This window comes from uncultured Maribacter sp., from assembly GCF_947500985.1.
Lineage (GTDB): Bacteria > Bacteroidota > Bacteroidia > Flavobacteriales > Flavobacteriaceae > Maribacter.
The window spans coordinates 13,337-27,366 of the sequence record NZ_CANMTX010000010.1 but is presented as its reverse complement, the minus strand read 5'-3'; the positions used below and the strand labels follow the sequence as shown (position 1 = coordinate 27,366).

At 34.2% G+C, this 14,030-nt stretch carries 18 protein-coding genes and 5 tRNA genes; 22 read left to right on the top strand and 1 reads right to left on the bottom strand.

Annotation, left to right across the window (positions count from 1 at the left end):
- Window positions 1-2: 2 nt before the first annotated feature.
- Window positions 3-449, bottom strand: coding sequence for a MarR family transcriptional regulator (locus tag Q0871_RS16730; protein WP_299325698.1), 447 nt, complete (start codon window positions 447-449; stop codon window positions 3-5).
- A 139-nt stretch (window positions 450-588) separates the two neighbouring features.
- On the opposite strand from Q0871_RS16730, the gene Q0871_RS16725 reads away from it, so the two are divergent.
- The 22 genes from Q0871_RS16725 (at window position 589) to rplL (ending at window position 13,917) form a co-directional block, all read left to right on the top strand.
- On the top strand, window positions 589-897 hold the full coding sequence (locus Q0871_RS16725) for a rhodanese-like domain-containing protein (protein WP_299325696.1): 309 nt from the start codon (window positions 589-591) through the stop codon (window positions 895-897).
- 58 nt (window positions 898-955) lie between these two features.
- Entirely contained in the window at window positions 956-2,242 is a 1,287-nt protein-coding gene (locus Q0871_RS16720; RefSeq protein ID WP_299325695.1) for a DUF2851 family protein, read from the top strand.
- Between the two features lie 11 nt (window positions 2,243-2,253).
- The gene (locus Q0871_RS16715) at window positions 2,254-2,481 is read left to right on the top strand and encodes a PspC domain-containing protein (RefSeq protein ID WP_073247339.1); all 228 of its coding nucleotides are present in this window, start codon (window positions 2,254-2,256) and stop codon (window positions 2,479-2,481) included.
- A 3-nt stretch (window positions 2,482-2,484) separates the two neighbouring features.
- A complete protein-coding gene (locus Q0871_RS16710; protein ID WP_299325694.1) occupies window positions 2,485-3,492 on the top strand; it encodes a TrkA family potassium uptake protein in 1,008 nt (335 codons plus the stop codon).
- A gap of 89 nt (window positions 3,493-3,581) precedes the next feature.
- Entirely contained in the window at window positions 3,582-5,270 is a 1,689-nt protein-coding gene (locus Q0871_RS16705) for an alanine/glycine:cation symporter family protein (RefSeq protein WP_299325693.1), read from the top strand.
- Between the two features lie 8 nt (window positions 5,271-5,278).
- Entirely contained in the window at window positions 5,279-6,148 is an 870-nt protein-coding gene (locus Q0871_RS16700) for a helix-hairpin-helix domain-containing protein (RefSeq protein WP_299325691.1), read from the top strand.
- 10 nt (window positions 6,149-6,158) lie between these two features.
- A complete protein-coding gene (locus Q0871_RS16695) occupies window positions 6,159-7,328 on the top strand; it encodes an acyl-CoA dehydrogenase family protein (protein ID WP_299325689.1) in 1,170 nt (389 codons plus the stop codon).
- A gap of 100 nt (window positions 7,329-7,428) precedes the next feature.
- Window positions 7,429-7,623, top strand: coding sequence for a 30S ribosomal protein S21 (gene rpsU / locus Q0871_RS16690; RefSeq protein ID WP_027067859.1), 195 nt, complete (start codon window positions 7,429-7,431; stop codon window positions 7,621-7,623).
- An 89-nt stretch (window positions 7,624-7,712) separates the two neighbouring features.
- Entirely contained in the window at window positions 7,713-8,603 is an 891-nt protein-coding gene (locus Q0871_RS16685; protein ID WP_299325686.1) for a tyrosine-type recombinase/integrase, read from the top strand.
- A gap of 47 nt (window positions 8,604-8,650) precedes the next feature.
- Window positions 8,651-8,953: a ribosome-associated translation inhibitor RaiA gene (raiA, locus tag Q0871_RS16680; protein ID WP_299325684.1), complete on the top strand. Its 303-nt coding sequence runs from the start codon at window positions 8,651-8,653 to the stop codon at window positions 8,951-8,953.
- Between the two features lie 104 nt (window positions 8,954-9,057).
- Window positions 9,058-9,131: transfer RNA gene (locus Q0871_RS16675), tRNA-Thr, on the top strand.
- Window positions 9,132-9,158: 27 nt separating this feature from the next.
- A tRNA-Tyr gene (locus Q0871_RS16670) sits at window positions 9,159-9,240 on the top strand.
- A 47-nt stretch (window positions 9,241-9,287) separates the two neighbouring features.
- Window positions 9,288-9,360: transfer RNA gene (locus Q0871_RS16665), tRNA-Gly, on the top strand.
- A gap of 71 nt (window positions 9,361-9,431) precedes the next feature.
- Window positions 9,432-9,503, top strand: a tRNA-Thr gene (locus tag Q0871_RS16660).
- A 55-nt stretch (window positions 9,504-9,558) separates the two neighbouring features.
- Window positions 9,559-10,746, top strand: coding sequence for an elongation factor Tu (gene tuf / locus Q0871_RS16655; protein ID WP_299325679.1), 1,188 nt, complete (start codon window positions 9,559-9,561; stop codon window positions 10,744-10,746).
- Window positions 10,747-10,845: 99 nt separating this feature from the next.
- Window positions 10,846-10,921: transfer RNA gene (locus Q0871_RS16650), tRNA-Trp, on the top strand.
- A gap of 55 nt (window positions 10,922-10,976) precedes the next feature.
- Window positions 10,977-11,165: a preprotein translocase subunit SecE gene (secE, locus tag Q0871_RS16645; protein WP_036155945.1), complete on the top strand. Its 189-nt coding sequence runs from the start codon at window positions 10,977-10,979 to the stop codon at window positions 11,163-11,165.
- 8 nt (window positions 11,166-11,173) lie between these two features.
- Window positions 11,174-11,725 carry a transcription termination/antitermination protein NusG gene (nusG, locus tag Q0871_RS16640; protein ID WP_073247351.1) on the top strand — a complete coding sequence of 184 codons (552 nt, stop codon included), beginning with the start codon at window positions 11,174-11,176 and terminating at the stop codon, window positions 11,723-11,725.
- 79 nt (window positions 11,726-11,804) lie between these two features.
- Entirely contained in the window at window positions 11,805-12,242 is a 438-nt protein-coding gene (gene rplK, locus Q0871_RS16635; protein ID WP_027067854.1) for a 50S ribosomal protein L11, read from the top strand.
- 18 nt (window positions 12,243-12,260) lie between these two features.
- Window positions 12,261-12,950 carry a 50S ribosomal protein L1 gene (gene rplA / locus Q0871_RS16630; RefSeq protein WP_299325669.1) on the top strand — a complete coding sequence of 230 codons (690 nt, stop codon included), beginning with the start codon at window positions 12,261-12,263 and terminating at the stop codon, window positions 12,948-12,950.
- A gap of 25 nt (window positions 12,951-12,975) precedes the next feature.
- Window positions 12,976-13,491: a 50S ribosomal protein L10 gene (gene rplJ, locus Q0871_RS16625; protein WP_073247354.1), complete on the top strand. Its 516-nt coding sequence runs from the start codon at window positions 12,976-12,978 to the stop codon at window positions 13,489-13,491.
- A gap of 51 nt (window positions 13,492-13,542) precedes the next feature.
- Window positions 13,543-13,917 carry a 50S ribosomal protein L7/L12 gene (rplL, locus tag Q0871_RS16620; RefSeq protein WP_299325664.1) on the top strand — a complete coding sequence of 125 codons (375 nt, stop codon included), beginning with the start codon at window positions 13,543-13,545 and terminating at the stop codon, window positions 13,915-13,917.
- Window positions 13,918-14,030: the final 113 nt, after the last annotated feature.

The following is a 14,030-nucleotide window of genomic DNA, read 5'->3' as shown; positions in this document are numbered from 1 at the left end:
ACTTAAAATTTATTTAATAGTTCATTGAGTTCATGCAATTCGGCTTCGGCAAAGTTTTTAAGTATTCTCTTCTCTGCTTCAAAAAGTATTCCATCAATTTTATTCAGCATATTCAAACCGCCTTCTGTGATTACTATTTCAACTTTTCTTCTGTTTTTTAAACAAACAGTTCTGTTGACAAAGTCTTTTGAAATTAATTTATCGACTAAGCGGGTAGTGTTACTCATTTTAGTAACCATGCGTTCGTTAATAGTAGAAAGATTAGCAGGCTTGCCATTTTGCCCTCTTAAAATTCTTAAAACATTAAACTGTTGAATTGAAATATCAAAAGGTTTAAGTACCGTTGCTATTTCTTCGTCAATTTTATTTGCAACCAATGCCATATGAATTAATGTCCGTTTTGGCAAAGGCATGCTTTGGTTTGTTTTAATGATTTCTTCTACATTCATGTTGATACAATAATTGTATATACAAATGTAATTGTAATTTTGATGTTCTGTTTTTTAAAGAGATTAAATTTTTGTTAAAAATACCTGAGGTAATCAGATAAGGAAAAATCGGTTATTTTTACAATATATAATTTATACTATGGCAGATTTATCACAACAAGAATGGGAAGCGCAGTTAGAGAAAGATTCTAATGCAGTAATTCTCGATGTAAGAACAGAAGAAGAAATAGAAGAAGGTATAATTCCAAATTCTATAAATATTGATATTTATAAAGGTCAAGAGTTTGTAGCAGAGCTAGAGAAATTAGACAAAACAAAAAACTATTATGTGTATTGTAGATCTGGTGCCAGAAGTGGTCAGGCATGTGCAATAATGAATAGTTTAGGTTTTGATAAGGCATTTAATCTTCAAGGAGGTTTTATGAATTGGGAAGGAGAAACCGCATAATTTTATTTCTTTTAAAAAAAATTGACCCGCTTAACGGCGGGTTTTTTATTTTTATAGAATGAAGGAAGACTTACTTCATTTTATATGGAAGTACAAAAAGTATCCCATTAACCAACTCGTGTCTACATCTGGTGAGGAGGTACATGTGGTTTCAACAGGTATGCATAATCATTTAAGCGGACCTGATTTTTTTAATGCTCAAATAGAGTTAAATGGGCAATTGTGGGCAGGTAATGTAGAGATTCATATAAAATCATCAGATTGGTATGCGCATAATCACCAAGATGATACTAATTATGACAATGTAATTTTGCATGTTGTTTGGGAAGATGATATCGCAGTATACAGAAAAGACGGAAGTGAAATTCCTACTTTATCTTTAAAAGAATATATACCGTTAGCTATGCTAAATAACTATCAAAATCTTTTTGATAGAAAGAATTATAAATTCATTAATTGTGAAAATGAGTTTAATGAGGTTGATGAATTTATAAAGAACAATTGGTTGGATCGTTTGTTTGTAGAACGGTTAGAGCAGAAGTCTATCTTTATCAAAGAGCTATTAGATTTTACGAATAATGACTGGGAGCAAGTATTATTTTTAATGCTTTTAAAAACTTTTGGGTCCAAAATAAATAGAGAAGCATTTATTGAAATAGGTAAATTAATTGATTTTTCAATAATCAGAAAATTAAATGATAAACCACTTCAAATGGAAAGCTTGTTTTTAGGACAAGCAAATTTACTTAGTACTACTATTGAAGGCGATACGTATTATAATGAGTTGATAAAGGAATATCAATTTTTAAAACATAAGTTTAATTTAAGTCCCGTATTCAAGTCTCCAGAGTTTTTTAGGTTGAGACCGCCAAATTTTCCTACCATTAGATTAGCTCAATTAAGCTCTATTTACTCTAATAATAATAATAATAATAATTTATTTCATGCATTAATCGAAAATGACGAGCCTAATTTTTCTCATATCTTAAAATCGGGAACAAGTGAGTATTGGGAAACCCATTTTAATTTTGGTAAAATTTCAAAAAAGAGCAAAAAGGTTATTTCAAATTCCTTTTTAAACTTGTTAATGATAAACACTATAATTCCGTTGAAGTTTGCGTACAGCCGGTATAAAGGCGGTTCAGAGAACGAGAAGTTTTTAAAGATGATGTCAGAAATTAAAAAAGAAGAAAACAGTATTATAGCTAACTTTGGTAAATTGGGAACATCTATTAAAAGTGCAAAAGATTCTCAAACATATCTACAGCTGTATACAAATTATTGCGCAAAAGACAAATGTTTAGATTGTGCTATTGGGGCTTCTTTAATGAATATAAAAGTCTAATTTTATACCCCATGAACGTATTTTATAAATTACTGCATTATTTTCAGAAACGAGGGTATGAGGTTTGTGGTAGAATAGCCGAACGTTTAGGTATACGTGCAAGAGTAGTAAGAACATCGTTCATTTATCTCACTTTTGTAACTGTAGGCTTCGGGTTTGCACTTTATTTATTTTTGGCTTTCTGGCTTAGAATAAAAGATTTGATTTATACGAAACGAAATTCTGTTTTTGATTTGTAATATATGATGCAATTATTTCGGTCTAAAATTTATTTGGCATTGGCATTAATGCTAATGGTTTTGACATTCGGTGTGCTCGGGTATAGAATTGTTGCCGACTATTCTTGGGTCGATGCTTTTTATATGACCATAATTACAGTAACCACCGTAGGTTTTTCAGAGGTTAGGCCAATGGGACCTGAAGGCAAGATATTTACAATAATTCTTATTGTTACAAGTGTATTTATAGTCGGTTTCGCTATATCAATCGTTACCGAATACCTACTCTCAAGAAATTCAGTAGAACTGCTAAAAAAGAAAAAAATGAAGAATGCCATCGCAAATTTAAATCAGCATGTAATCGTCTGTGGCTTTGGTCGAAATGGTATGCAGGCAGCAGAGCGGCTAAAAGCATATAAAAGACCATTTGTAGTTATAGAAAAAGATAAGGAGGTAATAGAGCGATATGAAGACGATGTGTTATTTATAGAAGGTGATGCAAATGATGATGATGTGTTATTGGAAGCCGGTATTGAGAGGTCTAAGTATTTAATTGCCACCTTGCCAGATGATGCTGCAAATTTATTTGTTGTTTTGTCAGCCAGACAAATGAAAAAAAATCTTTTTATCATTAGTAGAGCATCATTAGTCAATTCTCAAAAGAAATTAATTTTGGCAGGTGCAAATAAAGTTATTATGCCAGATAAAATTGGAGGTGATCATATGGCATCTTTGGTAGTTATGCCAGACCTTATCACATTTATGGATAAGCTTTCTATGGAAGGGGAGCATACGACCAATTTAGAAGAAGTGGCTATTGAAGATTTTGCAAATCAGATAGACTGTAATTCGTTGAGAGATTTAGATTTACGAAGAAAAACTGGGTGTACTATTATAGGTTACATTTCTCCTGATGGTGAGTATACCATAAACCCTGAAGCAGATATGAAACTACAGCCAAAAAGTAAGGTCATAGTGTTAGGTAGACCTGAGCAAATAAAGATATTGAACGAAATGTTCAATATCGAATAATAATCTTTCTGTCGTTTATATTTGATTGCATCCATTATTTTTAGGATATTGCTAGACAAACTAACTAATTCAAAATAAATTTTAAACTTATGAAGTATAAACTTCTAACCCTGTTTACCTTTTTATTTCCCTTTCTAATTTTTTCTCAAGAAGTAGGATTAGATCAACAAATAGATCAAGCTTTTAAGCCTATTTCAGATTTCTTCTCAGCAGTTATTTTCTTCAATGTTTGGCACGATCCAGATATACCATTTGTATTAGTGTTATTGGTAGGTAGTGCTTTGTTTTTTACTATATATTTTGGTTTTCCAAATATTAGATTTTTTGGTAAGGCCATTAATACTGTTCGCGGTAAATATGAAGATATTGAAAAACATGGAGCCCAAAATTTGTATGGGGAAGATGGTATTGCACAAGGTCAAGATTTATCAAATGTCGATATTGAAGATCATCTTGTAAGTATGGAAAATGATCTTGCCGTTAGTGGTGATATCATTGATACGATTAGGGATGAAAGTACTGATGGTGAGGTAAGTCACTTTCAAGCCTTGGCAACTGCAGTTTCTGGTACAGTAGGTAATGGTAATATAGCTGGTGTTGCTTTAGCAATTGCGCTAGGTGGTCCAGGAGCTACTTTTTGGATGATAGTCTGCGGTCTTCTTGGTATGTCAACAAAATTTGTTGAATGTACGCTAGGGGTTCAGTATAGAGATGTAGGTGAAGATGGTACTGTTTATGGCGGTCCTATGTATTATATAAGTAAAGGTTTAAAAGAAAAGGGTTTTAAAAATTTGGGTAAAGTAGCGGCAGTTATTTTTGCCATTTTTTGTATTGGAGGCTCTTTTGGAGGAGGTAATGCAGCTCAATCTAACCAGGCGACAATTGTTATAAAAGAACTTTTTAATTGGCAAAGTACTGCAGCAGGAGCTATAGTAGGTCTTGTTTTAGCTATACTTGTTGGTGTTATTATTATTGGTGGTATAAAACGTATTGCTCAAGTAACCGAAAAAGTGGTTCCGTTTATGGCAATAATGTATGTTGTTGCTTGTTTGTATATCATTTTAAGTAACTATACATTAGTAGATGACGCTATAGCTTTAATTGTAGAAGAAGCATTTAAGCCAACTGCAATAGGTGTTGGTAGTCTTATAGGTGTTTTATTGGTAGGTTTTAAAAGAGCGGCATTTTCAAATGAAGCCGGTGCAGGTTCTGCCTCAATTGCTCACTCTGCAGTTAGGACAAAGTATTCTGCTTCTGAAGGTTTAGTAGCTTTGTTAGAGCCATTTATCGATACTGTGGTTATTTGTTCAATGACGGCAATAGTAATTATTATATTTAATTTTGGAGGAGCTTTCACTTATGGTGGTGATGGTAGTGGTTCAGTTTTAATTGATGGTGTTCCTTATGAAGGTGCAGGTATTACTGCTGTAGCTTTTGCTGAATACATTCCTTACTCAAATGTATTTTTAACAATTGCTGTGGTATTATTTGCAGTATCTACGATGATATCTTGGTCTTACTATGGCTTGCAATCTTGGAAATATTTATTCGGTAGAGGTAAGACAGCTGATATGGTTTATAAATTATTATTCTTAACGTTTATTGTTATTGGAGCGGCAGCAAGTATGAAATCTATTTGGGATTTCTCAGATGCTATGATATTTGCAATGGTATTCCCTAATATGGTAGGTCTATTCTTTTTATTCCCAGTGGTGAAAAAGCAATTGACTAGATACTTAGACGCTATCAAGCTAAAATATGATGCTATAGATAATTAAGTTTTAATATGACTTCATTTAAATCCCACTTCAAGTTCAATAAACAGGAACGAAGTGGGATTTTCTTTTTATTATTTTTTATAATTAGTATTCAGCTGGGGTATTATCTGTTTCAATCTAATACAGAAAATCAATCTTCACTATTAAAGCATGATGCGGTAGTTCAGGCTAAAATTGATTCTTTAGCAGTTATTTCGTTACAAAAAGATACTATTCGGATTTATCCATTTAATCCTAATTTTATAACTGATTTTAAGGGCTATACACTTGGTATGTCAGTTGAGGAAATAGATAGATTACATGATTTTAGAAGGAAAGATAAATTTGTTAATTCTGTAATAGAATTTCAAAACATCACAAAAGTTTCCGATTCATTACTTAATATAATCTCTCCATATTTTAAGTTTCCAGAGTGGACTCAAAACAGAAAGAGTAAAACTTCCAACGCATCAACTTCTAATTATAAGGCTAAGAAAGTTATTTGGAAAGATTTGAATACAGCCACGGCAGAAGATTTAAAAAAGATTAGTGGAATAGGGGAGAAGTTATCAGCTAGAATAATAAAATTTAGAGACCGTTTGGGTGGCTTTTTAATCGACGACCAATTGTTTGATGTTTATGGTCTTGAGGCAGATGTTGTTGAAAGAGCTTTAAAACAGTTTAAGGTGATAACGAAACCGGATATTATAAAAATAAATGTAAATACCGCAACGGCAGAAGAATTGTCTAAATTGATATATCTGCAAAAACACGTCGCTGTGAGTATAGTAAATTATCGTAATCTCAACGGAAGTATTAATTCTTTGAACGATTTAGTGAAAGTTGAAGAATTTCCGGCAGAGCGTATTAATAGAATTGCTTTATATTTGTCATTATAAAAAAAACGCTATGCAGAGTATGTACTTCACAGAAGAACATCAATTATTTAGGAACAGCCTAAAAGATTTTTTACAGAAAGAAGTGGTTCCTCATATTGATAAATGGGAAGAAACAGGAACAATAGAAAGGTTTATTTGGAAGAAATTCGGTGATATGGGCTATTTCGGTCTTTTAACTCCTGAAGAAGATGGTGGTCTTGGTCTTGATCTTTTTTATACTATTATTTTTTTAGAAGAATTACAAAAGATAAATTCTGGCGGATTCGCAGCTGCAATGTGGGCTCATACATACTTGGCAATGACACATTTAAATAAAGAAGCAGATTCATTTTTAAAGGAAAAGTACTTGCGACCAAGTGTAGATGGAGATAAAATTGGCTGTCTTTGTATATCAGAACCTTTTGGCGGTAGCGATGTTGCTGCGATGAGAACCACTGCTGTAAAGCAAGGTGATCATTATATATTGAATGGTTCGAAAACATTTATTACCAATGGTGTATATGCTGATTACATGATTGTGGCGGCAAAAACAAGTCCTGATTTGGGTAATAAGGGTATCAGTATTTTCGCAGTAGACAGAAATAGTGAAGGCGTAACTGCAAATAAATTGAATAAACTAGGTTGGAGAGCATCGGATACTGCCGAGTTGGCATTTGATAATGTAAAAATTCCTGCAGAGAATCTTATGGGTGACGAAAACATGGGTTTTTCATATATAATGGAACATTTCTCATTAGAACGATTGATAATGGGTGTTAATGCTCATGCTAGGTCAGAGCATGTTTTAGACTATGCTCTAAATTATATGTCAGAAAGAGAGGCTTTTGGTAAATCTATCAATCAATTTCAGGCATTAAGACATAGAGTCGTGGATCTTCACGCAGATATAGATATGTGTAAAGAGTATAACTACTCTGTAGCTTATCGCTTAGATAAGGGGCAGTATGTAGTTAAAGAAGCTACAATCTCTAAATTAAAATCAACAAAGGTTGCAGACGAGGTCGCTTACGAATGTTTACAGTTTTTAGGTGGTTACGGTTATATTGAAGATTATCCAATGGCACGTAACTTTAGAGATAGTAGATTAGGGCCTATTGGTGGTGGAACATCAGAAATATTGAGAGAAATTATTTCTAAAATTATTATCGATAAGAAAGAATATAAGCCAGCTACAGTATAGTTAGCTTAATTAAAATTTTAAAAATCAGTTTAAAGGTTGCTTGTTTCAATTTAGTTGTTATATTTGCAGCCTTAATCACAAAAGAGAGGAGGTTTAGCCCATGTTAATAATACCAGTAAAAGAAGGAGAAAACATCGATAGAGCTTTAAAGCGTTTCAAACGTAAGTTCGATAAGACAGGTACAATGAGACAGTTACGTAAGCGTCAACAGTTTAATAAGCCGTCAGTTGTTCGTAGAGCACAAATACAAAAAGCAGAGTACATTCAAGGTCTTAGAGATCAAGAAGAAATCTAAATTTTGTTTTATAAAATAAAAATCCCGCAATTTGCGGGATTTTTTTTGCTCAAATCTCAACAGACCTAAAACTTTGATACCTTTAGATTATGTTTTTAACAGAGTTTATTTCTTATCTAACCTTAGAGAAAAATTATTCTACGCATACTACAAAGGCGTATGAGAATGATATTCTTGAATTTAGTGGTTTCTGCTTGTCTAATTACGATTTAAGCGATATTGATATCGTGGAATACAACATTGTTCGATTTTGGATTGTTGATTTATCAGAAAGAAAAATCAACAATAGATCTATTAATAGAAAAATATCATCATTAAAAGCTTATTTCAAGTTTCTTCAAAAAATTGAGATAACTGAAATTAATCCGTTGAGTAAGCATAGGGCGTTGAAGACAGCAAAGAAGGTTGAGATTCCTTTTTCTGAATTAGAAATGGAGAATGTGCTATCGCAAATAGAATATAAAGAAGATTTTGAGGGTATAAGAGATGAGCTGTTAATAGATGTTCTTTATGTTACCGGTATGCGTAGGGCAGAGGTTATTGCTTTGAAAGTGTCAGATGTAGATTTTGAAACAATGACTATAAAAGTCTTAGGTAAGCGTAATAAAGAGAGAATTATACCTATGCTCGCTGAAACCAAAGAAAAATTTATAGAATATCTATTAAATCGTAAAAGACTGAATGAAGTGATTGATGATAAATTTATGTTCTTAACGAAATCAGGCAATAAATTGTATGAAACTCTTGTTTATAGATTAATAAAAAAGTACTTTAGAGAGGTGTCTTCAAAGGTAAAGACGAGTCCGCATATTCTTAGACACACCTTTGCAACGCATCTTTTGAATAAGGGTGCAGATTTAAATGCTGTTAAAGAATTGTTAGGTCATTCTAGTTTGGCATCCACTCAGGTGTATACCCATAATAGTATTGCAGAGTTGAAAAAGGTTCATGCAAAGGCTCATCCTAGGGGAAATAAATAATTATTGTAAAATCAGGCTGAATTCTTAAAGCCATAAATTTTCTGACTATGAAAGTAAATACGCAATCGGTAAATTTTAATGCAGACGATAAGTTGATTAATTTCCTTCAAAATAGACTTGATAAGGTGGAAACCTTTTATTCTAAGGTAATTAGCTCAGATGTTTATATGAAAGTGGAGAATACTAGTGCTAAAGAAAATAAAATAGTTGAAATTAAGATTACGGTTCCTAAAGATAAATTTGTGGTAAAAAAACAATGTAAATCATTTGAAGAGGCTGTAGACTCTGCATGTAGTACGCTGGAACGTAGGCTAATAAAGCAAAAAGAGAAAATAAGATTACAAGCTTGATGAAAATTTTTTAAAATTTGTTTTGAATAAACAAAAAACTAGTATACATTTGCAGTCCGTTAGAAATAGCGGGCTTTTTTATGACAGAAATAGTTGTAAAATAAGCCGATGTAGCTCAGCTGGCTAGAGCAGCTGATTTGTAATCAGCAGGTCGTGGGTTCGAGTCCCTCCATCGGCTCTTAAGATCTTTAAAATATTAGTTTGAGGGGAGATACTCAAGCGGCCAACGAGGGCAGACTGTAAATCTGCTGACTACGTCTTCGCAGGTTCGAATCCTGCTCTCCCCACAAAACTATTTTCTAAAGAATTTTATTGAAATATTGTAATATTATAAGCGGGAGTAGCTCAGTTGGTAGAGCGTCAGCCTTCCAAGCTGAATGTCGCCGGTTCGAACCCGGTCTCCCGCTCTATAAATTTGACAGTAATGTCGTCCCTGCGAAGGCAGGAATCTATCTTTTGGGTGGGTTCAACACTTTACGCCGGTGTAGCTCAGGGGTAGAGCGTTTCCTTGGTAAGGAAGAGGTCACGAGTTCAATTCTCGTCATTGGCTCAATTAAGGTATAAATTTGTACACTAATATAAACTAAGAATAAAATACATTAAACATGGCAAAGGAAACTTTCGATCGTTCCAAACCGCACTTAAATATAGGTACTATTGGACACGTGGATCACGGTAAAACTACATTGACTGCTGCTATTACTACTGTTTTGGCAAATGCAGGTCTTTCTGAATTGAGAAGTTTCGATTCTATCGATAACGCTCCTGAGGAAAAAGAAAGAGGTATTACAATTAACACTTCACACGTAGAGTACTCTACGGCTAATCGTCACTATGCACACGTTGACTGTCCTGGTCACGCGGATTATGTGAAGAACATGGTTACTGGTGCTGCTCAAATGGATGGTGCTATATTAGTTGTTGCTGCTACAGATGGTCCTATGCCACAAACTCGTGAGCACATCTTATTAGGTCGTCAGGTAGGTATTCCAAGAATGGTTGTATTCATGAATAAAGTGGATATGGTTGATGATGAGGAATTAATCGAGCTTGTTGAAATGGAAGTAAGAGAATTACTTTCTTTTTATGAGTATGATGGTGATAATGGACCTGTAATCGCTGGTTCTGCATTAGGTGCATTGAACGGTGAGCAAAAATGGGTTGATACAGTTATGGAATTGATGGCTGCTGTTGATGAGTGGATCGAACTTCCAAAGAGAGATGTTGAAAAAGATTTCTTAATGCCTGTTGAAGATGTATTTACAATTACTGGTCGTGGTACTGTTGCAACTGGTCGTATTGAAACTGGTGTTGCAAATACAGGTGATCCAGTTGAGATTATCGGTATGGGAGCTGAGAAATTGACTTCTACTGTTACTGGTGTTGAAATGTTCCGTAAGATTTTGGATAGAGGTGAAGCTGGTGATAACGTAGGTATCTTGCTAAGAGGTATTGAAAAATCTCAGATTAGTAGAGGTATGGTAATCTGTAAGCCAGGTTCTGTTAAGCCACATGCTAAGTTTGAAGCTGAGGTTTATGTATTGAAAAAAGAAGAAGGTGGTCGTCATACCCCATTTCATAATAACTATCGTCCACAGTTCTATGTAAGAACTACAGATGTAACTGGTAACATTGCACTTCCTTCAGGAGTTGAAATGGTAATGCCAGGTGATAACCTTACTATTACGGTAGAGCTTATTCAGCCTATTGCTTTGAGTATCGGTCTACGTTTCGCTATACGTGAAGGTGGTAGAACAGTAGGTGCTGGTCAGGTAACTAAGATTATAGATTAATTTTAATCTAAAAGAGTATTGTGTATAAGGGTGTCTTGCTCAAGCGGGACACCTTTACATGCAAATAATAGAATAGGTGATTTAATAATCGCTATTCATACGGGTGTAGCTCAGTTGGTAGAGCACTGGTCTCCAAAACCAGGTGTCGGGAGTTCGAGTCTCTCCTCCCGTGCCACAATAGAATTTGGAATATAGGTATCCTATTTGTTGAAATTGTAAAAAGAATTTAAATGTTCACATATATAAAAGAATCCGTTGAAGAGTTAAGGAATAATGTTACTCTTCCGTCACGTGCAGAATCATCTAACTTGATGGTTATTGTAGCTGTGTTTTCTATCCTTTTTGCTTTGGCAACTTGGGGAGTAGATACGGTCTTTAGTAAAGTGATTAAATCTTATTTCAACTTTGTTTTAAACTAGATAGGACTATGTCAGAAGTATTGGATAAAAAATGGTACGTTGTAAGAGCTGTCAGTGGTCAAGAGAATAAGATCAAAGGATACATTGAGAGTGAAGTGGAGCGTCATGGTTTCTCTGACTATTTAGAAGATGTTCTTGTTCCTACTGAAAAGGTTATTCAGATTAGAAATGGCAAGAAGATAAATAAAGAAAGAGTTTATTTTCCTGGTTATATCATGATCAAAGCCAATTTAGGTGGAGAAATGGTGCATATTATTAGGTCTATTACTAATGTTATAGGTTTTTTAGGTGAAACTAAAGGGGGAGATCCTGTTCCGTTAAGAAAGAATGAAGTAAATAGAATGCTTGGTAAGGTAGATGAGCTAGCTGTTAATACAGATAGTGTTGCTATCCCATTTGTCTTTGGTGAAACGGTAAAAGTAATTGATGGTCCTTTTAATGGCTTCAATGGTACTGTTGAAAAGATAAATGAAGAAAAACGTAAGCTTGAAGTTATGGTGAAAATTTTTGGAAGAAAAACACCATTAGAGCTTAGTTACATGCAAGTAGAGAAAGTATAAGTATTTAGAATAAGTGTTACATACATATAATTAAAGTAGTGTTGCTTCCGTAAACACACTTTCAATTTAATTTTAAACAATGGCAAAAGAAATAGGTAAAGTAGTTAAACTACAAGTTAAGGGAGGTGCAGCGAATCCATCGCCACCGGTTGGACCTGCCTTAGGAGCTGCTGGTGTTAACATAATGGAATTCTGTAAGCAGTTTAATGCTCGTACACAGGATAAACCAGGTAAGATATTACCAGTTGTTATCACCGTTTACAAGGATAAGTCTTTCGACTTCGTTGTAAAAACTCCACCGGCGGCAATTCAGCTATTGGAAGCGGCTAAGATTAAAAAAGGATCTGGCGAACCTAACAGAGTAAAATTAGGTAGTGTTACCTGGGACCAAATCAAGGCAATTGCCGAAGATAAAATGGTTGACCTTAATGCATTTACAGTAGAATCTGCTATGAGTATGATAGCTGGTACTGCACGTTCTATGGGTATGAAGGTAGCAGGAAAGAAACCTTTTTAAAATCTTAAAAGTAATTAAATGGCAAAGTTAACTAAGAAGCAAAAAGAAGCGCATTCGAAGATAGAGAAAGATAAATTATACTCTGTTACAGAAGCTTCAGCTTTAATTAAAGAGATAACCAATACAAAATTTGACGCATCTGTAGATTTAGCGATTCGTTTGGGTGTAGATCCAAGAAAAGCTAATCAAATGGTTCGTGGTGTGGTAACATTACCTCATGGAACTGGTAAAGATGTTAAGGTTTTGGCTTTGGTAACACCAGACAAAGAAGCAGAGGCTCAAGAAGCAGGTGCTGATTATGTTGGGTTAGATGAGTATTTGGAGAAAATAAAAGGCGGTTGGACAGATGTTGATGTTATTATCACTATGCCAAGTGTTATGGGTAAATTAGGTCCTTTAGGTCGAGTATTAGGACCAAGAGGTTTAATGCCTAATCCAAAAACAGGAACTGTAACTATGGATGTGGCTAAGGCTGTATCTGAAGTGAAGGCAGGTAAAATAGATTTTAAAGTTGATAAAACTGGTATCGTACACGCTGCGATAGGTAAGGCTTCTTTTTCTGCTGATAAAATAGCGGATAATGCTAATGAGTTGTTAGATACTTTGAATAAGATGAAGCCAACTGCGGCAAAAGGTGTTTATATGAAATCAATTTTCATGTCTAGCACAATGAGTCCTAGTTTGCAATTAGATCCAAAGTCAGTTTAACGGCTGGTAGTTAAAAATTAAAAGTATGACAAGAGAAGAAAAAGCAACGGTTATAAAAGATTTGACTACGCAGTTGGCAGATAGCACCACAATTTATGTGGCTGATATTTCAGGTTTAGACGCAGGTACAACTTCTGATTTAAGAAGAGCTTGTTTCAAAGCTAATATTAGGCTAGCTGTAGTTAAAAATACATTGCTTGCAAAAGCGATGGAAGCTTCAGAGAAAGAATTTGGTGAATTACCAGAGACATTAAAAGGGAATACATCTCTTATGTTTTCTGATGTTGCCAATGCCCCTGCAAAATTGATAAAGAATTTTAGAAAAAAATCTAAGAAGCCTTTATTGAAGGGAGCTTTTGTAGAAGAAGCAATTTACATAGGTGATGAAAACTTGGATGCTTTAGTTAGCATTAAGTCTAAAGAAGAAATGATTGGCGAAATTATTGGATTGTTACAATCTCCAGCCAAGAATGTTATTTCTGGTCTTAAATCTGGTGGTGGAAAAATCGCTGGAATCCTTAAAACATTATCTGAAAGATAAGTACGCACAATAAACTAAGTATATTTTAAAAATTTTATTAAACGATAGAAAATGGCAGATTTAAAAGATTTCGCAGAACAATTAGTTAACTTAACAGTTAAAGAAGTAAACGAGTTAGCTGATATATTAAAAGATGAATACGGTATTGAGCCTGCAGCAGCAGCAGTAGCAGTAGCTGCCGGTGGTGGTGAAGCTGGTGAAGCAGCAGAAGAGAAAACTGAATTTGATGTAATTTTGAAAGCAGCAGGTGCTTCTAAATTAGCAGTTGTTAAATTGGTTAAAGAATTAACTGGTTTAGGTTTGAAAGATGCGAAAGATATCGTTGATAGCGCACCAAAAGCTGTTAAAGAAGCAGTTACTAAAGATGAAGCTGAAGGTATCAAAAAATCATTGGAAGAAGCTGGAGCAGAAGTTGAGCTTAAATAATAGCAACAACCATATTACTTTTGGTTTAGGTCTTTGCGCTTTTTGCGTTTAGACCTAAGCCATTTTATAGAATTAGGTATATTAAGAGGTATACTACTCATTTAGTACTCACG